Raw genomic sequence first — 22,247 nt, forward strand, 5'->3', positions numbered from 1 at the left:
CGGTCAGGCGGGGACGGCGGCGAAGACCCGGCGCGGACGACGTGACGCGGTGGCCGCCCGCAGCGCCCAGGACAATCCGGAGACGGCGAGGGCTGTGGCGGCGACGGAGGCACCCGCGGCGGTCGCCGCGTACCAGGAGACGAGCAGCCCGACGAGCACGGAGAGCACGCCGAGCACGGCGGCGAGCGCCATCCGAGTCGGGATCCGCGTCGTCCAGTGGCCCGCGGCGACGGCGGGCGCGAGGAGCAGCCCGACGACCAGGAGCGAGCCGACGGCCTGGTACGAGGCGACGACCGCGAGGGTCACCAGCCCGACCAGCGCGGCCTGCGCCGAGCGCGGCCCGAGCCCGAGCACCGCGGCGATCCGGTGGTCGAGCGCGAGCGCCACCAGCGACCGGTGGAACACCGCCGCCACCGCGAGCCCGACTCCGGCAGCGACGGCCAGCAACACGAGATCGACCGGGGCGATGGCGAGGATGTCGCCGAACAGGATCGAGGTCGCGTCGGTCGCGAAGCTGCCGGAGTGGCTGATGATGATCACGCCGAGCGCGAGCATCGAGACGAAGAGCATGCCGATGCTCGTGTCGTAGGACAGGCGGCCCCGACGCTGCAGCGCGGCGATGCCGAGGCTCATCGCGACGGCGCTCGCCGCCCCGCCGACCAGCACGGGCGCGCCGAGCACGGTCGCCAGCGCGACGCCGGGGAGCATGCCGTGGGCGAGCGCCTCGCCGAGGAACGCCATGCCGCGGATGACCACCCAGGTCCCGACGACTCCGCACAGGACGGCGACGAGAGCGCCGCCGAGGAGGGCGCGCTGGAGGAAGTCGAGCGCGAACGGCTCGAGGATCCCGGAGAGGAGGGCAGGCATGGTGCCCGACCGTAACGGATAATGAGAACGATTATCAAACTGCTACGCTCGGGGCCGTGTCCAGCAGCCAGCAGCCCTCCGCCCGCGTCGGCCTCCGCGGGGTCGGCGTCGACTTCGGCGAGCGGACCGCGCTGGACGGCGTCGATCTCGACGTGCCGGAGGGCACGCTGACCGTCGTCGCGGGGCCGAACGGCGCGGGCAAGTCGACGCTGCTCGAGGTGATCGCCGGCACCCGGCGGCCCTCCCGGGGAGTGCGCACGGTCTCGTCCGCGATCGCCTTCGTCCCGCAGCGCACCGCCGTCTCGGACCGCCTCCCCGTCACCGTCCGCGACGTCGTGACGGTCGGCGTCTGGGGGCGCGCCGGCCGCTGGCGCCGGGTCGGCGCGGACCTGCGCGCGGCGGTCGCCGCCGCGATGGACCGCCTCGAGATCTCCGCGCTCGCGGCCGAGCCGTTCGCCGTGCTGTCCGGCGGGCAGCGGCAGCGGACACTGCTCGCGCAGGGGCTGGCGCGCGGCGCCGACCTGCTCCTCCTCGACGAGCCGACGACCGGGCTCGATGCGGCGAGCGCCGAGCGCATCCGCGAGATCCTGCGCGCCGAGGCGGAGCGCGGCGTCGCGGTCGTCTGCGTCTCGCACGACCCGGCGGTGATAGCGCTCGCCGACCGCGTCGTGCAGCTGGCCGACGGTCGCCTGCGGGGCGAGGCCTCCCTCGCCCGCTGAGGCGGCTTCGGGGACGGCGGGTCTCGATACGCCCCTCCGGGGCTACTCGACCACCATGGAGGACGCCGCACCGGGGCTGCTCGGCCGGCAGGCCGCGCGATGCATGCACGTCTGCTTGGATGAGCAGATGACCTGGAGGTGCCGATGACCGAGGATCTCGAGCCCGCCGCCGAGCTGTTCAAGGTGCTCTCCTCCTCCTCACGGCTGCGCCTGCTCCGCGCCCTGGCGAGCGAGCGGTCGACCGTCGGGCACCTCGCGGAGACCACCGGGCTCTCGCAGCCACTCGTCTCGCAGCACCTGCGCACCCTCCGCGCGGCCGGCCTGGTCGCCGTCGAGCGGATCGGGCGCGAGGCGCACTACTCTGTCGCCGACACCCACGTCAGCCACATCGTCGACGACGCGGTCCGGCACGCCCTCGAGGGCTGACCGCGGTCGGCACACCCGAGGGCAGCCAGTGCCTCAGCCCTGGCGCGCCTTGAACCGCGGGTTGAGCTTGTTGATGACGAAGACCCGGCCGCGGCGGCGCACCACCTGCGACCCCGGCATCGACTTCATGGACTTCAGCGAGTTGCGGACCTTCACGACTGCTCCTTCTAGTTGATAACGATTATCGTTTAGAGTAGCTCGTCATGGAGACTCCGAGCCCACTCCCCCGACCACCCGTCCTCGCCGTCACGCTGGTGAGCGCGACCGACGCGGACGAGAGCGCCCGGATCGCGCGGCAGCTCTCCGGCGGCATCACGGCCATCGAGAGCTTCGCCGTCGACCTCCCGGACTCGGACAGCGCGGAGTTCGCGGCGGAGCTGGCCGCCGAGCTGGCCCGCCAGGCGGACGACGGCGAGAGCGGCATCACCGTGATCTCGCTCGATCCGGTCGCCGACCCGATGGAGGTCGCCCTCGTCCTCGAGCACCTCTGCGTCCGGCGGCACCCCGGCGACACCCGGATCGGCGTCCTCGACGTCGTCGCCGTCACCTCGGTCGACGAGGTGACCCGGGTGCTGCTCGGCGAGGCCGCGGAGCAGGGGTGGGAGCAGGAGCCGCCGCAATGGGACCGCGCCGAGCGGCTCGCGGCGCGCCTCGAGTTCGCCGGCCTGATCGTCCTGACCGACGGCGACGGCGCGGGAGCCTCGCCCGCCGTCGACCTGCTGCGGGTGCTCTCGCCCGGGGCGGAGATCCTCACCGAGCGCGACCTCGACCGCTACCGGCAGCGCCGCGCCGTCCTCGTCCCGCAGCGCGCGCACCGCCTCGCCTCGGACCTCGGCTGGCAGCGGGCCCTCCGCGGAATCCCGACCGGCGCGGGATCGGTGACCACGTTCGTCTTCCGGGATCCCCTGCCGTTCCACCCCGGCCGCCTGAATGCAGCGGTCGCCGCGGACTTCGTCGCGCACCGCGTCGGCCGGATCCTCCGCTCGCGCGGCCTGGTCCGCCTCGCCAGCCGCGCCGATCGGGTCGCGAGCTGGTCCATTGCCGGCGACGTCCTGAGCCTCGACCCCACGGCGATCCGCAGCTGGAGCACCGACGCACCCGTCGGCCAGGAGCTCGTCTTCCTCGGCCGCGACCTCGACGTCGACGAGCTCACCCGCGTCCTGCACGGCTGCCTGCTCACGCCCCGCGAGCTCCTCGCCGGCCCGGACCTCTGGCGCACCCTCGCCGACCCGTTCCCCCGCTGGGAGGACGAGCACCAGCACTGAGCGGACGGAGCGCGCGCCAGGCGCGAATGGACGCGCAACGGGCTCCGCTACCGCCGCAGACCCCGGTCCGCGTCCACTCGAAGAGCTGCGAGCGCGCGACCGGACCCGAACGGGGCGCCACGGCCGAGTCAGGCCCCGGCCCGGGTCCACTCGCACGGCTCCGCCCGCGGGTCAGCCCGCGTACGCGTCGATCCGGGCGAGCAGCTCCGCCCTCGACGCCTCGGACGCCCACGAGCCCAGCACCGAGTTGCGCGCCAGCTGCACCAGCTCGTCGCGGGTGAAGCCCGCGTCGGCGAGCGCCGCGTAGTTGTCGGCGATGTAGCCGCCGAAGTAGGCCGGGTCGTCGGAGTTGACCGTCACCCGCACGCCGCGCTCGAGCAGCGCGCGCATCTCGGGCGCCTTCGAGTCGCTCGAGACGAAGGAGTTCGAGAGCGGGCAGCAGGTCAGCGCGAGGCCGCGCTCGACCAGGACGTCGATCAGCTCGGGCGCCTCGACGATGTTCGTGCCGTGGTCGATCCGGTCCACGCCGATCTCCTCGAGCACCTGGCGCAGGTGCTCGACGCCGTTCGGCTGGTCGACGTCGCAGTGCATCGTCAGCTTCAGCCCGGCCTCGCGGGCCCGCGCGAACACCTCGCGGAACTTCGCCGGCGGGTTGCCGCGCTCGTCCGAGTCCAGGCCCACGCCGATCAGCCGGTCGGCGAACGGCAGCGCGCGCTCGAGCGTCTCCGCCGCGCTCTCGGCCGACAGGTCGCGGAGGAAGCAGAGGATCAGCGCGGCGTCCACGCCCAGCTGCGCGGCGTCCTGCGCGGCGCGGTGGTAGCCGCCGATCACCGCCTCGAACGGCACTCCGCGCGAGGTGTGCGCCTGCGGATCGAAGAACGCCTCGACGCGGACCACCCCGTCCGCCGCGGCCCGGCGGAAGTACGCCGTCGCGAGGTCGTAGAAGTCCTGCTCCTCGCGCAGCACGTCCATCGCCGGGTAGTAGACGGCGAGGAACGAGGCGAGCGAGTCGAAGTCGTAGGCGAGCGCCTCGGGCACGGGGAGGCCGTTGCGCTCGGCCAGCTGCGCGCGCAGCTCGGGCTCGAGCGTCCCCTCCAGGTGCACGTGCAGCTCGACCTTGGGCAGACCGAGGAGGAAGGAGTCGGAGGTCACGGGAGCCTTTCGTCGGTGCCGGCGGTGGTGCGGGCGGTGGGGAGCGGAGAGCAGGATCAGCGACGCGCCGCGATGAAGTCCAGCGCCACGAGCGGTCCCGGCAGCACCGCGCCGATCACGGTGCGGGCCGGCGGATCGACGGCGAACCGCGCTCCGTAGACCTCGGACGCGGCGGCGAAGTCGCGCTCGAAGTCGCTGAGGATCATCGTGACGCGCACCACGTCGCCGAGGCCCAGGCCGAACTCCGTGGCGAGCAGCCGCTCGATGTTGTCGAGGGCCGCGGCGGTCTGCGCGGTGATCCCCTCCGGGACCGTGCCCTCCGGCACCGAGCCGTCGCCGGGCGCGAACGGCCCGATCGCCGAGCCGTAGACGACGCCGTGCGCCTCGACGGCGTGGCTGTACGCGCCGCGGGGAGCGCCGAGCGCCTCCGCGGTCACGAAGCGGCGGGTCGCGGTGGCGGTCATCGCGGCAGCTCCCCCGAGACGACGCGGCCGCGCGAGACGACGGCGACGATGTTCTCGGCGCGCAGGTCGTCGATGCTCTCCCACGGGCGGCCGCGCAGCACGACGAAGTCCGCACCGAAACCGGGCGCGAGACGGCCGACCTTCGCGCCGAGTCCGACGACGGCCGCGGCGTCCGAGGTCGCGGAGATCAGGGCGCGCTCGGAGCTCCAGCCGAACGACTCGCGCATCCGCCGCACCTCGTCGAGCTGCTCGCCCCAGTCCACGTAGACGCCGTTCGCGTCGGTGCCGAGCACGAAGCGGACGCCCGCCTGGCCAGCGGCGAGGAAGCCCGCGTCGCGCACGGCGACCACGTCCTGGGCCTTGAGCGACGCCTCGGGAGACGACGGCGCCCGGCCGGCCGCGATCACGTCGTTGATGAAGAGGGTCGGCGCGACGGGCAGGTTCCGCTCGACGAGCGTGGCCCAGTGCTGCGGGCCGATCGCGGTGCCGTGCTCGATCGAGTCGACGCCGAGCGCGAGCGCCCGGTCCAGGCCGACCTCCGAGTGGGTGTGCGCCGCGACGGGCATCCCGAGCGCGTGCGCCTCGTCGATGGTGGCGGCGATCTCCTCGTCGGTCTGGTTCCGCCAGCCGACCTTGTCGCCCATCGAGAGCACGCCGCCGCTGGTGTAGATCTTGATGCCGTCGGCGCCGGCCCGCGCCCAGGTGCGCACCAGGCGGCGGCACTCGTCGGGGCTGTCGGCGACGCGGTCGCGGTGCGGGTAGTGCGGCGGCACGAAGAGGTCGCCGTGGCCGGCGGTCATGCCGACCGCGCCGTGCGTGACGATCCGCGGTCCCTCCGCGATGCCCTGCTCGAACATCCGCGCCACGGTCATCTGCAGCTCGTCGGCGCCGAGGTCGCGCAGCGTGGTGACGCCCGCCCGCGCGGCCTTCCGCGCGTTGTTCGCGATGTGGAAGACGCGCTCCTCGCGCGGGGTGACCAGCGGCCAGGAGGCGAAGTCGGCCGTGCCCGCGCCGGAGTAGGCGCCGAGGTGCACGTGGGTGTCGACGAGGCCGGGGATGATCGAGAGCTCCCCCGAACCGCGCTCGCCGATCGGGCCGTCGGCCGTCTCGACGGAGGCGATCGCGTCGCCGCTCCAGGCCAGGGTCGCCGTGCCGAGGGCGCGGGTGCCGTCCCAGACGGCGCCGGTGATGCTCGTGGTGGTGCTCATGTCCGTCCTCAGTTCTGTCCGCCGAAGCGGACGGCTGCCAGTCTCTCGCCGATCGCGACGACCGCGTAGGCGACGACTCCCAGTGCCGTGATCACCGCGAGCGACGCCCACAGCTCGTCGTAGCGGAACCCGGCGGAGGCGCGCTGCACCGCACCGCCGAGCCCCTGCCCCGTCGCCAGCCACTCGGCCAGCATCGCGCCGCTCAGCGCGGAGGGCACCGCGACCTTGGCGGCCGCGAAGATCGCCGGCACCGCGGTCGGCAGCGCCACCTTGAGCAGCACGTCCAGCGGCGAGCCGCCGTAGACCGAGACCAGCTCGAAGGACTCGCGCGAGAGCGAGCGGAGGCCGAAGCCGACCGTGACCAGCGCGGGGAAGAACACCGCGATCGCGCCGACGGTGGCGACGGCGCCGATCCCGTTGCCGATCGCCAGGGTCACCAGCGGCGTCACCACGATCAGCGGCATCGACTTCAGCAGCATCGCGATCGGCATCACCGTCGCCTCGAGCGAGCGGATCAGCACGAACAGCACCGCGATCGCGAGGGCGACCAGCAGGCCCGCGACGTAGCCGACGAACGCGTCGACGGCCGTCACGCCGAGGTTGCCGAAGACGATCGCGCGGTTCTCCGCGGCGTCGGCCTCGACGAAGAGGTACTCGGCCACGTCGGTCGGCGTCTTGCCCAGCAGCGGCGAGATGTCGGTGATCGCGAGGAAGGCGTACCAGAACGCGAGCGCGAGGACCGCGGCGACGGCGAGCGGCACGAGCTCGCCGCGGACGATGCGCAGCACCATCCGGCCGGTGAGGTCGCTCGGCCGGCGGGCGGCGCGCGACGAGGAGGACGGGGTGCGGGTGGCGGTGCTCATACGACGCCTCCCGTGCTGCGGGCGACCTCGACGCGGGCGCGGCGGCGGTTCGCGCGCGGGCGACCGACGACCAGCGGCATCAGCCAGCGGCCGAGCGCGGCGATCAGCGCGTAGCCGATGATCGTGACGAGTCCGCTGGTGACGGCGAAGGCCCAGGCCCGCTCGACGTCCATCTGGCGCTGCGCGACCGCGAGGGCGACGCCGAGGCCGGTGGTCACTCCGCCGAGGTACTCCCCGAGCACGGCGCCGAGGATGGCCGCCGGCACGCCGACCTGCAGCGCGGTGATCGTCGCGGGCACGGCCGCGATGGCCTGCACCTTGACGATCTTCGCCCAGCGTCCGCCGCGGTAGGCGGAGACGAGGTCGAGCGCGGTGCGCGGGGCCGAGCGGACGCCGAGCAGCGCGCCGATCAGCGTGGTGAAGAAGACGAGCAGCGCCGCGAGGAAGATCGAGGTGGTGCGGCCGCCGAAGATCACCAGGATGACCGGGCCGACCGCGGTCAGCGGCAGGCAGTGGCTGATCACGCCGATCTGCTCGATCACGCGGTGGGTCCACGGGAGCAGCAGCGCGACGGCGGCCAGCGCCAGGGCCGCGAGATTGCCCCAGAGGTAGCCCTGGCCGGCGGCGAGCACGGTGTCGCCGACGTTGCGGAGGTAGAAGAGCGGCCCGTCGCGGACGAACGCTGCGATGATCGCGCCGGGGCTCGGCACGGCGCGGCTCTCGCGGTAGACGGTGTCGGCGAGGATCCACCAGACCGCCACGAAGACGGCGAGCCCGGCGAAGACGCGCCAGTTGGTGCGGATCCAGGGCGTCACGCCTCGTCCTCCATTGCGACGCCGTGCTGCGAGAAGAGGATGTCGGTGATGCGGTCCTCGATCGCGTGGAACTCGGGGCTGCGCAGCATCTCGACCGTGCGCGGGCGCGGCAGGTCGATGTCGATCACCTCGACGATCCGGCCGGGCCGCGGCGACATCACGGCGACCGTGTCCGAGAGCAGGATCGCCTCGGCGATGCCGTGGGTGACCATCAGCGTGGTCGCGGGGCGCGCGGTCCAGATCCGCTGCAGCTCCAGGTTGAGCCGCTGCCGGGTCATGTCGTCCAGGGCGCCGAACGGCTCGTCGAGCAGCAGCAGATCGGGCTGGACGACCAGCGCGCGGGCGATCGAGGCGCGCTGCCGCATGCCGCCGGAGAGCTGCGAGGGGTAGGCGTCCTCGAACCCGGTCAGCCCGACGAGGTCGAGCAGGTCCGGGATGCTGTCGCGCTTCGCCGCCTGCCGGGTCAGCTCCAGCGGCAGCCGGACGTTCGAGCGCACCGAGCGCCAGGGCAGCAGCGCCGAGTCCTGGAAGGCGATGCCGAGCTCGGCCGAGCGCTTGGTGCCGAGCACGGGCGTGCCGTGGATCGAGACGGAGCCGGTGGTCGGCTTCTCCAGCCCGGCCAGCATCCGCAGGATCGTCGACTTGCCGCAGCCGGAGGGGCCGAGCAGCGAGAGGAAAGAGCCGCGCGGAGTGACGAGGTCGACCTCGGCGAGGGCCTGCACCGAGCGGCTGCCCAGGTCGAAGCGCTTGCTCAGGCCCGACAGGCGGATGCCCTCGTCCTGGATGGTCGTCGCTTGCTCGGTCAACTGCTCGTCCTCTCCGCGCGGTCCGTGGTGGTCGTGGCCGGGTCCTCCGCAGGGCCCGGCCGGGTCGAGGGTCAGCCCTCGAGCAGCTCCGGGTGCTCCTCGTAGACCTCGTCGATCAGCGTGGTGTCGAAGAGCTCGTCGGCGTCGAGCTCGATGCCGGTGAGGGCGAGCGAGGCGACCGACTCGTCCTGCAGCTGCGGCGTGATGGTGAGCAGGCCGTTCGCGTCGGTGTCGGGGGTGCTGATCAGCTCGGTCTGGGTGACCATGACCTGCGCCTGCTCCTCGACCTTGTAGTTCTGGTCGGCGGCGTAGTCGGCGACGACGGTCGCGGCGGTCGCGTCCGGGTCGGCGACGGCGTCCTGCCAGCCGCGGGCGACCGCGTAGAGCAGCGCCTTGACCTTCTCGCGGTCGTCGTCGATGCTCTCCTGCGCCACGACGATGGTCTCGCCGACCATCGGCAGGCCGGTGTCCGCGAGCAGGAACTGCTGCGCCGAGAAGCCGCGCTGGTTGAGCGTGTTCGCACCGGCGGTCGCGTAGCCGATGTAGCCGTCGACCTGGCCGGTGGTGAGCAGCGTGGAGTCGGTGAGCGGCACGCGGGTGACGTCGTCCTCGTCGATCTCGTTCGCGGCGAGGAAGGCGCGCCAGACGAGGTCGTTGCTGTCGCTGACGCCGATGGTCTTGCCGACCATGTCCTCGGGGGTCTCGATCGGGGCGTCGGTCAGCGAGACGATCGCGAAGGGGTTCTTCTGGTAGGTCGCGCCGACGATCTTCATCTCGGCGCCCTCGGAGATCGCGGGGCCGGTGATCAGCGGCGAGGAGACGCCGGCGAAGGCGGAGCCGCTCGCGATGGCGGTCTCGGCGCCGGTCGCGCCGGTGCCGCCGGGGGTGAGGGTGACGGAGTCGAAGCCCGCGTCGGCGAAGTAGCCGTTCGCGTCGGCGAGGTACTCGCCCGCGAACTCGACGTGGGGGACCCAGGAGAGCTGCATCGTGGCCTCGCCGAACGAGCCGGCGTCGCCGGACTCGGCGGCGTCGGAGCCGTTGGAGCAGGCGGCGAGCGTGGTGCCGGCCACCACGGCGACGGCGAGGACGCCGAGCACGGAGCGGAGGCGGGACCGGGACGGGGCGGTGCGGGGCATGCGGGCTCCAAGGGGCGTCGAGGGCTGGGGGGGCGGACCCGATGGGGCGGACCCGGGGGAAGGCACGCGCCGAGGGGGCGGCGCTGACCCAGTCGACCGCAGCCGGGCACTCCACCGCGTCGTCGCACGGAGGATTTCCGCGCCGCGACGGCCCCGACTCCCCGATGCACGGACAAACCGTGTTGCAGTCAGGTTTCCAGCCTCGCATCCCGGCCGCCCTCTCCACGCATCATGGAGTATTCGACGCCGTTCACCGGCTAATCCTCCACTTCCCGCGGAGGACCCTTGAGAGGAGAGCCGCCCTCTCTCTCTCATGCTGATCGAGTAGCCCGCGAAGCGGGCGTATCGAGATCCCCCAGCTCCAGACGAGCAGCCTGCAGACCACCCCGCTGACGACGCCGGGTCTCGATACGCCCCTCCGGGGCTCCTCGACCAGCAGGGGGTGCGCACAACATCAGCTGACAGCAGGGTCCCTCCCCTGACAGCGGAGGCCACCCCTTCTCAGCTGATGTTCTGCAGCGCCCGAGCGCTCCCCACCGTTCGAGCGCCTCTCTGCTGACCGAGTAGCCCGCACAGGGCGTATCACCCTCGCTGAGACCAGCGTCCGCCGACCAGCCCTGCTGGCCACGGCGGGTCTCGATACGCCCCTGCGGGGCTACTCGACCAGCATGCAAGGGCAGCCCGGCCATGCTGATCGAGCAGCCTGCACGACGGGCAGCCCCTTCATCCTGATCGAGTAGCCCGCGGAGCGGGCGTATCGAGATCCGCCGGCGCCGGAGGTGGCTTCGTCAGCCGGCGGCGACGCGGCGCAGCGCCGCCAGCACGGTGCGGACCGCGGTGCGCGCCAGCGCGTCCGGGCGAGCCAGGACGTCGACGTGGCGGACGAGTCCGGCGCCCTCGAGCGGGCGGAGGACCATGCCGTCGACGGCGAGCGGCGCCGCGGTGATCCGGGGCAGGATCGCGATCGCGGCGCCGGAGCGGACGACCTGCGCGGCGACGGAGAACTCATTGATCCGGTGCGCGACCCGCGGCGCGCGGCCGATCAGCGCGCCGAGGTGCTCGAGCACGCCCGTGAGGGGGAAGCCCTCGTGCGTCGAGACCCACTGCTCGTCGGCGAGCTGCTCGGGCCGGATGCTCGACTGCGCGGCGAGCGGATGCGCGGCCGGCAGCGCGATGTCGAGCGGCTCGACGAGGAGCGGGGTGACGACCAGCCGGGCCCGCGGCCACTCCGGATCCTGCGGCAGCCGGTGCGCGACGACGAGGTCGTGGTCGGCGGTGAGCCCGGCGAAGCGGCTCTGCGCGACGTCCGCATCGGCGAGCGCCACCCGCGGGCCGTCGGCGAGCGCCGCGAGCAGCGGGCCGAAGAAGGCGAGCCCCGCGCTGTGGAACGCCGACAGCCGCACCGCACGATCGTCGTGCCGGAGGAACGAGCCGATCGTGTCCTCCGCCTCGGCGAGCGCCGCCTCCACCCGCGTCCCCGCGACCGCGAGCGCCTCGCCGGCCTCGGTGAGCACGAGCCGCCGCCCCTCCTTCACCGTCAGCGGCACCGGGACGCCCGCCTGCAGCGCGGCGAGCTGCTGCGAGACCGCGGAGGGGCTCACCCCGAGCGCGGCGGCGACGGCGGCCACGCTCCCCCGATCGCCGAGTTCGCGCAACAGGCGGAGGCGGGCGGGATCCATGGGCGCGAGCCTAACCGGGAAGTCACCACTTCATCGTCGGTGAAGGAGCAGCCGCTCGCTCTTCCGACTCCGCCCTGCGACGCTGTCCCCGTGCCCCTCCGCTCCCGCCCCGACCTCGCCGTCGACCTGCTGCTGCTCGCCGTCGCCGCCGTCTGGGGCGCGAGCTTCGTCGCCGCGAAGGACGTCGCCGCCGACATCGGCGTCCCGTCGACCGTCGCGCTGCGCTTCCTCACCGCCGCCGCCGCGCTCGCCCTGCTCTGCCTCGCCCGCCGGGAGCACCTCCCCCGCGGTCGCGGTCTCGCCGTCGCCGCCCTCCTCGGCGCCTCGCAGGCCGCGATCATCGGGCTCGAGACCTGGGGCGTCCACCTCACCTCGGCCACGAACGCGGGCCTGCTGATCAGCCTCGCCCTGGTACTGACCCCCGCGCTGGAGGGCCTCGCCTCGCGCTCCTGGCTGCCGCGCTCCTTCTTCGTCACCGCCGTCGCGGCCGTGGTCGGAGTCGCCCTGCTCGTCTCGGACGGCGGTCTGCGCACCCCGACCTGGGGCGACGCGCTCGTGCTCGCGGCGGCCGTGGTGCGCGCCGTGCACGTCACGGCCAGCGCCCGGCTCGTCCGCGGGCGCACGGAGGGCTCGCTCGGCGTGGTCCTCGTGCAGCTGGTCGTCTGCGCCACCGTCTTCTCGCTCCTCGCCGGGCCGGACCTGCCCGCCGCCGCCCGCGCGCTCGACGCCGGCGGCTGGGCCGGCGTCCTCTTCCTCGGGGTGCTCTGCTCGGTCTTCGCCTTCGTCGTCCAGCTCTGGGCGGTCCGGCGCACCTCGGCGGCGCGCGCCAGCATCCTGATGGGCACCGAGCCGGTCTGGGCGCTGCTCGTCGGCGTCGTCGTCGCGGGCGAGGCGATCGGCCCGCTCGGGGCGGTCGGCGCCGCGCTGATCGTCGCCGCGGGCTACGCGGGCCAGGCGATCGAGCGCCGGCACCGGCTCGGCGCCAGCAGCCCTGCAGACCGGTCGGCCGGGCCGGTCAGTGCGCCACGAGCTCCTGCAGCCCCGTGACCCGGAGCAGATCGAGCCGCGTCTGATCGGTCGAGCCGGGCGTCGCCGTGTAGATCACGATCCGCAGATCGCCGCCCGGCACCGCGAGCACATCGCAGTCGATGGTGATCGGCCCGACCGGCGTCGAGGTGACGGTCTTCCGGCTGGAGCGGTGCTCGGCGACCCGGGCCACGGCCCAGCGCCGCTCGAAGTCCGGCGACGTCGCCCGCAGCCGCGCCACCAGATGCGCGAGCGCCGCGTCGTCCGGGTAGCGGCCCACCGCCGCGCGCAGATCCGCCGCCAGATCGTTGGCGAAGTCCTCGGCGTGCTGGTCGTCGAACTCGGTGCCCTCGTGCCCCTGGGTGAAGTAGCGCCAGACCAGGTTGCGGTCCAGGCCCGTGTGCCGCGAGGGGTCGCCGTTCAGCGCCGCCCAGAGCGGGTTCCAGAGCAGGATGTCGTGCGCCGCACTGAAGACGGCCAGCGGCACGTCGCCGCAGCGGTCGACGATCCGCTGCACGCCCGGAGTGATGTGCTGCGGCACCTGCGTCGCGGTCGGCGGCGCGACCCCCGCGACCCGGTAGAGATGGTCGCGCTCCGCCTCCGTCACCCGCAGCGCGCAGGCCAGCGCGCCGAGCAGCTGCGCCGACGGGTGCACGGCCCGGCCCTGCTCCAGCCGCACGATGTAGTCGACGCTCACACCCGCCAGCGCGGCGAGCTCCTCGCGGCGCAGGCCCGCGGTCCGGCGGCTCGGTCCGGCGGGCAGGCCCACCTCGGCGGGCGTCACGCGCTCGCGCCAGGAGCGGAGGACGTCCGCGAATTCGCTCATGCCCACCATGATCCCCCGCGGGCGGGCGCGCGGTCCTGGTACTGCTGGTCCTCCCGTCGACCGGGGCCTGGGCGGAGGAGGCGCCGGGGCGGAGCGTGGAGCCATGACAACGACACTGATCACCGGGGCCAACAAGAGCCTCGGCCTCGAGACCGCCCGCCGCCTGATCGAGGCCGGCCACACCGTGTACGCCGGCATGCGCGACCCGGCGAACGGCGACGCCGCCCGGGCGCTCGGCGCCCAGGTCGTCCAGCTCGACGTGACCGACCAGGCGAGCGTCGACGCGGCCCTCGCCTCTCTCCCCGCCCTCGACGTCCTCATCAACAACGCCGGGATCCTCGGCACCTCCTTCGGCGTCGACGACCTCTCGGCGGAGGCGATGGCGAGCGTCCTCGAGACGAACGTCGTCGGCATCGTCCGCGTGACCCAGGCCGCGCTGCCGCTGCTGCGCCGCTCGGCCGCGCCCGTCGTCGTCAACGTCTCCTCCGGAGTCGGCTGGCCGCGCGCCCTCGTCACGCCCGGCCGCGACGAGTTCGGCGTGCCCGCGATCCCTTACGCCGCCTCGAAGGCCGCGGTGATCACCCTGACCGTGCAGTACGCGAAGAACCTGCCCGAGTTCCGGATCAACGCGAGCGACCCCGGCTACACCGCGACCGACTTCAACGGCCACGGCGGGCACCAGACCGTCACCGAGGGCACCGACGCGACCGTCGCGCTCGCCCTGCTCGGCCCGGACGGCCCGACCGGCGAGTTCCACGACCGCCACGGTCGCATCGAGTACTGAGCGCCACTGCACGCTCGCTGGACGCTCGCCGCCGAGGGCTCGCCGTGGATTCGTTGCACCTGGCAACAAACCGGCGGCGGGCCCGGCAGAATGGAGCCATGACGCAACGGAGCAACTGGGCGGGCACCTACGAGTACCGCGCCGCCGACATCCTCGAGCCGGAGTCGATCGACGAGGTGCAGAACCTCGTCCGCGGGAACGAGCGGGTCCGCGCGCTCGGCACCCGCCACTCCTTCAACGCCCTCCCCGACACCCCGGGGGCACTGCTGCACCTCGGCCGCATCGCCCCCGACCCGGTGATCGACGCCGAGGCGAGCACGATCACGGTCGGCGGCGCCACCCGCTACGGCATCGTCGCCTCGCACCTGCACAGCAACGGCTACGCCCTGCACAACATGGGCTCGCTCCCGCACATCTCGGTGGCCGGCGCCATCTCGACCGGCACCCACGGCTCGGGCGACCGCAACGCCAACCTCTCCTCCGCCGTCTCGGCGCTCGAGCTGGTCACGGCCGACGGCTCGCTGCGCACGATCCGCCGCGGCGAGCCCGGCTTCGAGGGCGTCGTCGTCGGCCTCGGCGCCTTCGGCGTCGTCACCCGGGTGACCCTCGACATCCAGCCGACCTTCGACGTCCGCCAGGACGCCTTCGTCGACCTGCCCTGGGACCGCGTGCTCGACGACTTCGACGCGATCACCTCCTCCGCCTACAGCGTGAGCCTGATGACGCACTGGTCGAGCCCCACCGTCGAGCAGCTCTGGCTGAAGACCAAGGTCGAGCAGGGCTCGGTCGCCGACGTCGACGCGACGCACCTCGGTGCGGTCGCCGCCTCCGCCTCGCTGTTCGCCGTCTCGGAGGGCGTCGACTCGAACCTCAACCCGTTCGGCGGCTCCGTCGGCCCCTGGTCGGAGCGCCTGCCGCACTTCCGCCTCGACCGCGAGCCCAGCGCCGGCGACGAGATCCAGAGCGAGTACATGGTGCCGCGCGAGAACATCCGCGAGGCGCTCGTCGCCCTGCGCGCGATCGGCGAGCGGATCGACGAAGTCCTGCTGATCACCGAGCTGCGCACCATGGCCGGCGACGACCAGTGGCTCTCCCCCGCCTCCGGTCGCGACAGCGTCGGCATCCACTTCACCTTCAAGAAGGACCGCGCCGGCGTCGACGCCGTGCTGCCCGCCGTCGAGGGCGCGCTGCTCCCGCTCGGCGCTCGCCCGCACTGGGGCAAGCACTTCCTCGCGACCGCCGCCGACATCGCCCCGCTCTACCCGCACCTCGACGAGTGGCGCACCCTCCGCTCCGCCTGGGACCCCACCGACCGCTTCGCCAGCGCCTTCGTCCAGGACCGCCTCCTCGGCTGACCCCCTCTCTCTCTTCCGCGAGATGCCACTTGGGTACGCGACACGCCGCGAAAGGCGTGCATAAGTGGCATCTCGCGGAGGGGGACGGCGGGGGTAGCGTCGAAGGGACGAGAGGGAGGCAGCATGCCCGCCAAAGAGGAGATCCCGTCGACGATCGAGCGGTCGGACGAGCACGCGCAGAAGCTGTGGTCGGCCGCGCACGACTCGGCCGTCGACAGCTACGGCGAGGGTGAGCGCGCGCACCGCACCGCGTTCGCCGCGCTGAAGCACGAGTACGAGAAGGTCGGCGACCACTGGGAGCGCAAGGCCGAGAGCGGCCCCTCCGACGACCGCGCCGCCCAGCGCGGCCCCGACGGCGACGGCGACACGGCCGGCGGAGTCGACGCGAACGCCACCAAGGCGCACCTGCTCGACCTCGCCAAGCGCCTCGACGTCTCCGGCCGCTCCCGCATGACCAAGGCCGAGCTCGTCGACGCCCTGCAGCGCGCGAACGCGAAGCAGACCCGCCGCGCCCGCGACTGACCCGAGCGCGCACCGGCCGACGCCCCGCCACTCTCCGAAAGTTGTCGTACTCGGCGCTCGAGTACGACAATTTCTGAGGAATCGGAGGACGTCGTCGTCCTCGGCGCCCGGTGCGACGACGTTCGAGGACCAGGCCGGCCGCTAGGAGATGCCGAGCTCGTGGCTCAGCACGAGCGCCGCGGCGCCCTGCAGGACGAGCTCGCCGGGGTCCGTGCGGGACTCCATCCGCAGCTCGCGGGTGACGGCGGGCAGGGTGCGTCGGGCGATGGTCGCGCGCGCCTCCTCGAGCAGGACCCCCTCGACGAAGCGCTCCGGACCGGCGAGGACGACCGCGTCGATCCCGAGCACGGCGACGATCGGCGCCAGCGCGATCCCGAGCGACCGGCCGGCCCGGCGCAGCAGCCGCTCCTGCTCCGGAGCCGAGGCCGCCGCGAGCCGCGGGCCGAGGTGCGCGACGGACACCGCGGACTCGAGGCAGCCCCGCCGCCCGCACGAGCACTGCTCACCGTCCTCGTCGATGACGACGTGGCCGATCTCGCCGCCGGTGAACTGATCGCCCTCGACGAGGGAACCGCCGATGATCAGTCCGGCCCCGACGCCGTCGCCGAGCAGCACGAGCAGCAGGTTCGCTCCCCCGCCGCGGTGGAAGGTGTGCACGGCCAGGGCGGCCGTGTTGGCGTCGTTCGCGACGTGCACGGGCAGACCGAACCGCTCGGCGAAGACGCGCCGCAGATCGAGGCCCCGCCAGCCGAGATTGGGGGCCTCGCGCACGACTCCGCCGTGGTCGACGACCCCCGGTGAGCCGATCCCGATCCCGAGGACCGGCGCCTGGGACGAGGCGATCAGCTCGGCCGCGAGGCCGAGGGCGAGCTCGACCGCGTCCGCCCCGGACGCGCCGTCGCGGGCGAGCCGGCGGTGCTCCCGGATCTCGCCGCGCAGGCTGACCAGGGCGCCGGTGCACTCGGCCTCCGCCGAGAGGTCGAGGCCGACGATGCTCCGCGCCCCGTGGTCGAAGGCGATCACCAGCGCGGGCTTGCCCACCCGGGCGTCGACGCGGGGACCGAGGTCGAGCAGCAGCCCCTCCGAGTGCAGCTCGCCGACCAGATCGGAGATCGTGACCGCGGTGAGACCGCTGATCCGGGCGAGATCCGCCCTGCTCATCTCACCGTCGTGGAAGAGGCGCTGGAGGACGAGCGAGCGGTTGTGCCGGCGGTTGTGCGACGGCAGTGCCTTCTCGGTGACGCGCAGCTGGCCCATGGTCCTTCATCTCAGCCCGTGACCGGCTCAGCCCTTGACGGCGCCGGCCGACATCCCGGACACGAGATTACGCTGGATGATCAGGAAGAACACGACCACCGGGAGCGAGAAGAGCACGGCCCCGGCCATCTGCCCGCCGTAGTCCGTCCCCACCTGCCCGCCCGATGCGGTGCTGAAGGACGCGAGCCAGACGGGGAGCGTGTACCGGGCCTGATCCTTCAGGAACGTGTAGGCGACGATGTAGTCGTTCCAGCCGGCGATGAAGGCGAAGACGCTGCTCGAGACGATGCCGGGCATCACCAGCGGGAAGAGGACGCGGGTGAGCAGCTGCCAGGTCGAGGCGCCGTCCAGGCGCGCCGCCTCGTCGAGCTCGACGGGGAGCGCGAGGAAGAATCCGCGCATCACCCAGATCGAGAACGGCAGCACGCCCGCCACGTAGGCGAGGGCGAGACCCGCGGAGGTCCCGATCAGGTCGACCGCGTTCAGGAGCAGGAACTGCGGCAGGAGCAGCGCCGTCGCCGGGAGCATCTGCACGACGAGGAGCAGGACCAGGATCGCCCGCCGGCCCCGGAAGCGGAACCGCGCCAGCGCCGCCGCCGCGAACAGCCCGAGCACCATCGCGAAGGCGACCGCGGCGCCCACCACCACGACCGAGTTCTGCAGGTGGCGCAGGAAGTCGCCCTGGGTGAGCGCCCGGACGAAGTTGTCCAGGGTCGGCGACTCGGGGAGGAAGTGCGGGGTGGAGCTGAGCATCTCGGACTGCGGCTTGAAGGCCGTGTTGACCATCCAGTAGACGGGGAAGAGCCAGAGCAGGCAGAACAGCACCGCGATCGCCGAGCTGATCCAGGGGTAGCGCCGCAGCCGGCGCCGGGTCGAGGTCGAGGTCGAGGTCGCGGTCGAGGTCGAGGTCGCGGTCACGGTCAGAGCTCCTCTCCGGAGCGGACGAGGGTCCGGATGTAGACCGCGCTCAGGGCGAGCAGGATCAGCGTCGACGCCACGGCGATGGCGGAGCCGGTGCCGATCCGAGCGCCGCCCGAGAACGCCGTCGTGAAGGTGAAGACGCCGAGCGTGGACGTGGCGCCATCGGGCCCGCCGGCGGAGACGAGCCAGATCTGGTTGAAGACGTTGAAGTCCCAGATCACCGAGAGCATCGTCACGAGCAGCAGGGTCGGCCGGAGTGCGGGGAGCACGACGACCCGGTAGACCGCGAGCTCGGAGGCGCCGTCCAGCCGCGCGGCCTCCTTGCGCTCGATCGGCACCTGCGTCTCGGCGGCGTGCAGGGTGAGGGCGAGGAAGGGCACGGCCTGCCAGACGACGAGGAGCCAGATGCAGACCCAGGCGAGCCGCGGGTCGGCGGCCCAGTTCGTGCTGGTCAGATCGCCGACCAGCCCCGTCCGGGTGAGCAGCCAGTTGACGACGCCGTACTGCGGCTGGAACAGCCAGCGCCAGATCAGCGAGGAGGCGACGTTCGGCATCGCCCAGGCGAGGATCAGCACCACGGTCGTGAGCAGGCGCAGGGCCGCCGGCAGCCGGGTCAGCAAGTGCGACATCCCCGCGCCGATCAGCACGCTGCCCGCGACGAGAGCGCTCGTGAAGACGAGGGTGCGCACCAGCGCGAGCCAGAACTCCGGGTCGCCGAGGATGTCGGCGTACTGCGCGAGCCCGACCACGTCGTAGGCACCGGTGAACAGGCTGCGCTGGTCGTAGTCGGTGAAGGAGGTGAGGACGAGGAAGACGATCGGGGCGATCGTCACGCCCGCGAGCACCAGCCCGGCCGGGGAGAGCAGCAGCAGCGGGGCGAGCGAGGAGCGGCGCCGGGCGCGGCGGGCCGCCGTCCCCGGGCGGGGTGGGGCGGTGGCGGGGGCGGCGGCCGGGGCGGTGGACATCGCGCGATCGCCCGGCCGGCCTAGTGGCCGTTGAGCGTGTCGTCGGCGGCGGCGTCGAACTCCTCCGACGCCTCCTGCACGCTCTTCGCGCCCGAGGCGATCGAGGAGAACAGCGACTCGATCTCCCGGTTGCTCTCGATCGCGGCCCACTTCGGGTTGGCCGGCACGGACTCCGAGGTCAGCGCGGCGGTGAAGAACGCGCGCTCGATCTCGCTCAGGTCGGACTGCGCCGCCTCGATCCCCTCCCGGCTGTTCGGGATCCAGCCGTCCACGCCGTGGACGAAGTCGCGCTGCACCTCGGGGCTCGTGGCGACGGCGATCCACTGCCGGGCGAGGTCGGCGTTCCGCGACTTGGCGGCGACCGCCCAGTTCGAGCCGCCGAGCACCACCGGCTGCGTGCCGCCGTCGACGCCCGGCATCGGGAAGGTCCCGAGCTCGTCCTCCGACAGCTCCGGGTTCGCCTTCAGGACGCCGGCGACGCCGGTGGTCAGGATCGCGGAGGTCTTGCCGTCGGCGAAGATCTGGTTCTGGTCGGGGTCGAGGGTGTTCAGCGTCGCCGAGGAGGCGCTGGAGTAGGCGTTCTGGAACTCCTTGAACGCCTCGAGACCGGACCGCGAGGCCCTCGAGCTGAGCGCGGACCACCAGGTGTCGCCGTCCTGCATCGCGATCCGGCCGCCCGCGTCCCAGACGAACTGCAGCCCCGCGTACCAGTACTGCCCCGGGAGGTAGAAGGCCGAGAAGTCGGGGGTGCCGGTGTGCGCGGCCTTCACCTTGTCGAGCGCGGCGGTGAGCTCCTGGTAGCTGGTGGGGAGGGTCATCACGCCCGCCTCGGCCCAGAGCTTCTTGCTGTAGACGACGGCCCGCGCGCCCGCGAAGCCGGGGACGGCGAAGAGGTGCCCGTCGAACGTCGCCGGGTCGACGAGGCCGTCGAGCCAGGTCTGCCCCTGCGCGAGCTCGTCCCGGTGCTCCGTCAGGTCGAGGAGCCCGCCGTTCGCGGCGTAGCCGGCGACCTGGGTGTTGCCGATGTCGAGGACGTCCGGCGGGGAGTCGGTCGCGAGCGCCGTCGAGACCTTGGTGGCGATCCCCTCCCAGGTCTGCACCTGCACGTCGACCTCCGCGCCGGTGGCCTTCGTGAAGCGCTCCTCGACGGCGGCGAGGGTCTCGGGCGAGTAGTCGCCGTCCATGCTCCAGACGGTGAGTGTCCGGCCCTCCTCGCGCGCCCCGTCCGGCCCGCCGTCGCTGGTCGTGCAGGAGGTGAGCAGGAGCACGCCCGCGACGCTCAGGGCGCCGAGGGCGACCGCCCGGCGCCGCACCGATGCGTACTTCCCGACCACGTTCTTCCAGGCCACAGCTCTCTCCTCCGTATGGGTGCCGCGGCGCGATCCGGGATCCTGCGCCAGTTGCGACGGAGTTAGTAAAGAACCCTTGCGAACCCCTGTCAACGAGGCTTCACTGACAGGCGCGAAGAGTCGAATCCCCCGCGCAGAACGGAGACCGCCGTGCCGCCCCTCCTCCCCCGACCCCGCTCGCTGCGCCCGGAGACCGGCGAGTTCGTGCTCTCCACGAGCACGCGGATCGCCTGCCCGGAGGCCCTCGCCGGAGCCGCGCGGCTGCTCCGCGCCACGGTCGGCCGGGCGACCGGACTCGCGCTCGAGTGCGGCGACCAGGCGACGGCCGGCATCCGGCTCGCGCTCGATCCGGCGCTCCCGCCCGAGGGCTACCGCCTCCGCGTCGACGACCGCTCGGTCGTCCTCAGCGCGGCGGGCACGGCGGGCGCACTGCACGGCGTGCAGACGCTGCTCCAGCTGCTGCCGCCGGCGGTCCACCGGTCCGCTCCCCTGCCCGGGGTCCGCTGGGCGGTGCCGGCCGTGACGATCGAGGACGAGCCGCGCTTCGCCTGGCGCGGGATGCTGCTCGATGTCGCCCGGCACTTCCTGCCCGTCCGCGAGGTGCTGCGCGTCATCGACCTGCTGGCCCTGCACCGCCTGACCGTGCTGCACCTGCACCTCACCGACGACCAGGGCTGGCGCCTGGAGATTCCGCGCTACCCGCGGCTCACCGAGGCGGGTGCCTGGCGGCGGCGGTCCCAGGTGGGCGCAGGCCCGACCGCGGGGCAGGACGACCGGCCGCACGGCGGCTACTACCGCCGGGACGACATCCGCGAGATCGTCGCCTACGCCGCGGCGCGTGGCGTCACCGTCGTCCCCGAGATCGAGCTGCCCGGCCACGCGCAGGCCGCCCTCGCCGCCTACCCGGAGCTGGGGGTGCGGGGCACGCCGCTCGAGACCTGGACGGAGTGGGGCGTCAGCACGAACGTCTTCAACGTCGAGGAGAGCACGATCGAGTTCCTCGAGCACGTGCTCGACGAGGTGATCGAGCTGTTCCCCTCCCCGTACGTCCACATCGGCGGCGACGAGTGCCCGAAGGACCAGTGGGCGGCCGACGCCCGCACGCAGGAGCGGATGCGCGAGCTGGGGATCCCGGACGAGAACGCGCTGCAGAGCTGGTTCGTCGGGCGCATCGGCGCGCACCTCGCCCGGCGCGGGCGCCGCCTGCTCGGCTGGGACGAGATCCTCGAGGGCGGTCTCGCACCCGGCGCGACGGTGCTGTCCTGGCGGGGACGGGTGGGGGCGGTGGCGGCGGCCCGGGCCGGCCACGACGTGATCGCCTGCCCGGAGGACACCGTCTACCTCGACCACCGGCAGTCCGAGGCGGCGTCGGAGCCGATCCCGGTGTCCACCGTCACGACGGTCGCCGACGTCCTCGCCTTCGACCCGGTCCCGCCGGAGCTGACCGCCGAGCAGGCCCGGCACGTCCTCGGCGGGCAGGGGAACCTCTGGACCGAGCACGCCGACTCCCCGCGCGTCCTCGACTACCTCGCCTTCCCCCGGCTCTGCGCGCTCGCGGAGGCGCTCTGGTCGGGCGCGCACCGCGACACGGAGGACTTCGGGATCCGTCTGGCGCACCACCTGACCCGGCTCGACGCCTTCGGGGTCGAGTACCGCCGCGCCGACGGTCCGCTGCCGTGGCAGACGCGGCCCGGCGTCCCGGGCCGCCCGATGACGCACGAGGAGGCCGCCGAGCAGGTGGCGCTGCTCACCGCGGACATCGCCGGCGTCGCGAGCGGATCCCACCTCAGCACTGGACCGCCACCCGCTTCCTGAGAAATCAACGAGCAGACGCAGATCCAC

General features: G+C 73.3%; 23 protein-coding genes. 8 read left to right on the top strand and 15 right to left on the bottom strand.

Annotation, left to right across the window (positions count from 1 at the left end):
* Positions 1-3 precede the first annotated feature (3 nt).
* Positions 4-867 (bottom strand): zinc ABC transporter permease AztB, encoded by an 864-nt coding sequence (gene aztB, locus MT355_RS18530; protein ID WP_243600654.1) that lies wholly within the window; start codon positions 865-867, stop codon positions 4-6.
* Between the two features lie 56 nt (positions 868-923).
* On the opposite strand from aztB, the gene aztA reads away from it, so the two are divergent.
* Both aztA and MT355_RS18540 read left to right on the top strand, forming a co-directional pair.
* Positions 924-1,586 (top strand): zinc ABC transporter ATP-binding protein AztA, encoded by a 663-nt coding sequence (aztA, locus tag MT355_RS18535; RefSeq protein WP_243600655.1) that lies wholly within the window; start codon positions 924-926, stop codon positions 1,584-1,586.
* 144 nt (positions 1,587-1,730) lie between these two features.
* Positions 1,731-2,012: a helix-turn-helix transcriptional regulator gene (locus MT355_RS18540; protein ID WP_123446984.1), complete on the top strand. Its 282-nt coding sequence runs from the start codon at positions 1,731-1,733 to the stop codon at positions 2,010-2,012.
* Between the two features lie 33 nt (positions 2,013-2,045).
* On the opposite strand, the gene ykgO is transcribed toward MT355_RS18540, so the two are convergent.
* Positions 2,046-2,168 carry a type B 50S ribosomal protein L36 gene (gene ykgO, locus MT355_RS18545; protein WP_123446985.1) on the bottom strand — a complete coding sequence of 41 codons (123 nt, stop codon included), beginning with the start codon at positions 2,166-2,168 and terminating at the stop codon, positions 2,046-2,048.
* A 47-nt stretch (positions 2,169-2,215) separates the two neighbouring features.
* On the opposite strand from ykgO, the gene MT355_RS18550 reads away from it, so the two are divergent.
* Positions 2,216-3,277, top strand: a complete 1,062-nt coding sequence (locus MT355_RS18550) for a GTP-binding protein (protein WP_243600656.1) — start codon at positions 2,216-2,218, stop codon at positions 3,275-3,277.
* Between the two features lie 171 nt (positions 3,278-3,448).
* Here the strand turns inward: MT355_RS18550 and add are convergent, their stop codons facing one another.
* From add to MT355_RS18590, 8 genes are all read right to left on the bottom strand, one after another.
* Positions 3,449-4,429 (bottom strand): adenosine deaminase, encoded by a 981-nt coding sequence (gene add / locus MT355_RS18555; RefSeq protein WP_243600657.1) that lies wholly within the window; start codon positions 4,427-4,429, stop codon positions 3,449-3,451.
* A gap of 56 nt (positions 4,430-4,485) precedes the next feature.
* On the bottom strand, positions 4,486-4,893 hold the full coding sequence (locus MT355_RS18560) for a RidA family protein (protein WP_243600658.1): 408 nt from the start codon (positions 4,891-4,893) through the stop codon (positions 4,486-4,488).
* Positions 4,890-6,101: an amidohydrolase family protein gene (locus tag MT355_RS18565; RefSeq protein ID WP_243600659.1), complete on the bottom strand. Its 1,212-nt coding sequence runs from the start codon at positions 6,099-6,101 to the stop codon at positions 4,890-4,892. Before MT355_RS18565 ends, MT355_RS18560 begins: the two co-directional genes overlap by 4 nt.
* A gap of 8 nt (positions 6,102-6,109) precedes the next feature.
* Entirely contained in the window at positions 6,110-6,964 is an 855-nt protein-coding gene (locus MT355_RS18570; protein WP_243600660.1) for an ABC transporter permease, read from the bottom strand.
* Positions 6,961-7,779 (bottom strand): ABC transporter permease, encoded by an 819-nt coding sequence (locus tag MT355_RS18575; protein WP_243600661.1) that lies wholly within the window; start codon positions 7,777-7,779, stop codon positions 6,961-6,963. The genes MT355_RS18570 and MT355_RS18575 overlap by 4 nt, the downstream gene beginning before the upstream one ends.
* Positions 7,776-8,585, bottom strand: coding sequence for an ABC transporter ATP-binding protein (locus MT355_RS18580; RefSeq protein WP_123446992.1), 810 nt, complete (start codon positions 8,583-8,585; stop codon positions 7,776-7,778). The genes MT355_RS18575 and MT355_RS18580 overlap by 4 nt, the downstream gene beginning before the upstream one ends.
* Positions 8,586-8,656: 71 nt before the next feature.
* Positions 8,657-9,721 carry an ABC transporter substrate-binding protein gene (locus tag MT355_RS18585; protein ID WP_132436735.1) on the bottom strand — a complete coding sequence of 355 codons (1,065 nt, stop codon included), beginning with the start codon at positions 9,719-9,721 and terminating at the stop codon, positions 8,657-8,659.
* Between the two features lie 788 nt (positions 9,722-10,509).
* Positions 10,510-11,400, bottom strand: coding sequence for a LysR family transcriptional regulator (locus tag MT355_RS18590; RefSeq protein ID WP_243600663.1), 891 nt, complete (start codon positions 11,398-11,400; stop codon positions 10,510-10,512).
* 90 nt (positions 11,401-11,490) lie between these two features.
* On the opposite strand from MT355_RS18590, the gene MT355_RS18595 reads away from it, so the two are divergent.
* Positions 11,491-12,447, top strand: coding sequence for a DMT family transporter (locus tag MT355_RS18595; protein WP_243600664.1), 957 nt, complete (start codon positions 11,491-11,493; stop codon positions 12,445-12,447).
* Here the strand turns inward: MT355_RS18595 and MT355_RS18600 are convergent.
* A complete protein-coding gene (locus MT355_RS18600) occupies positions 12,416-13,252 on the bottom strand; it encodes a helix-turn-helix transcriptional regulator (RefSeq protein WP_123706385.1) in 837 nt (278 codons plus the stop codon). The genes MT355_RS18595 and MT355_RS18600 overlap by 32 nt on opposite strands.
* A gap of 103 nt (positions 13,253-13,355) precedes the next feature.
* On the opposite strand from MT355_RS18600, the gene MT355_RS18605 reads away from it, so the two are divergent.
* From MT355_RS18605 to MT355_RS18615, 3 genes are all read left to right on the top strand, one after another.
* On the top strand, positions 13,356-14,036 hold the full coding sequence (locus MT355_RS18605; RefSeq protein ID WP_243600665.1) for an SDR family NAD(P)-dependent oxidoreductase: 681 nt from the start codon (positions 13,356-13,358) through the stop codon (positions 14,034-14,036).
* Between the two features lie 98 nt (positions 14,037-14,134).
* The gene (locus MT355_RS18610; protein ID WP_243600666.1) at positions 14,135-15,391 is read left to right on the top strand and encodes a D-arabinono-1,4-lactone oxidase; all 1,257 of its coding nucleotides are present in this window, start codon (positions 14,135-14,137) and stop codon (positions 15,389-15,391) included.
* Between the two features lie 123 nt (positions 15,392-15,514).
* The gene (locus MT355_RS18615) at positions 15,515-15,913 is read left to right on the top strand and encodes a ChaB family protein (protein WP_123706382.1); all 399 of its coding nucleotides are present in this window, start codon (positions 15,515-15,517) and stop codon (positions 15,911-15,913) included.
* A 141-nt stretch (positions 15,914-16,054) separates the two neighbouring features.
* On the opposite strand, the gene MT355_RS18620 is transcribed toward MT355_RS18615, so the two are convergent.
* The 4 genes from MT355_RS18620 to MT355_RS18635 are packed head-to-tail and all read right to left on the bottom strand — an operon-like array spanning position 16,055 to position 20,405.
* Positions 16,055-17,170, bottom strand: coding sequence for an ROK family transcriptional regulator (locus MT355_RS18620; protein WP_123736429.1), 1,116 nt, complete (start codon positions 17,168-17,170; stop codon positions 16,055-16,057).
* Positions 17,171-17,197: 27 nt separating this feature from the next.
* Positions 17,198-18,088, bottom strand: a complete 891-nt coding sequence (locus MT355_RS18625) for a carbohydrate ABC transporter permease (RefSeq protein WP_243600667.1) — start codon at positions 18,086-18,088, stop codon at positions 17,198-17,200.
* A gap of 2 nt (positions 18,089-18,090) precedes the next feature.
* The gene (locus tag MT355_RS18630; protein ID WP_243587951.1) at positions 18,091-19,056 is read right to left on the bottom strand and encodes a carbohydrate ABC transporter permease; all 966 of its coding nucleotides are present in this window, start codon (positions 19,054-19,056) and stop codon (positions 18,091-18,093) included.
* 20 nt (positions 19,057-19,076) lie between these two features.
* Positions 19,077-20,405 carry an extracellular solute-binding protein gene (locus MT355_RS18635; protein WP_243600668.1) on the bottom strand — a complete coding sequence of 443 codons (1,329 nt, stop codon included), beginning with the start codon at positions 20,403-20,405 and terminating at the stop codon, positions 19,077-19,079.
* 150 nt (positions 20,406-20,555) lie between these two features.
* Between MT355_RS18635 and MT355_RS18640 the strand changes: the two genes are divergently transcribed.
* Positions 20,556-22,220: a beta-N-acetylhexosaminidase gene (locus MT355_RS18640; protein ID WP_243600669.1), complete on the top strand. Its 1,665-nt coding sequence runs from the start codon at positions 20,556-20,558 to the stop codon at positions 22,218-22,220.
* The last annotated feature ends 27 nt before the right edge of the window (positions 22,221-22,247 follow it).

Source organism: Rathayibacter sp. VKM Ac-2929, from assembly GCF_022815495.1.
GTDB classification, from domain to species: Bacteria; Actinomycetota; Actinomycetes; order Actinomycetales; family Microbacteriaceae; genus Rathayibacter; species Rathayibacter festucae.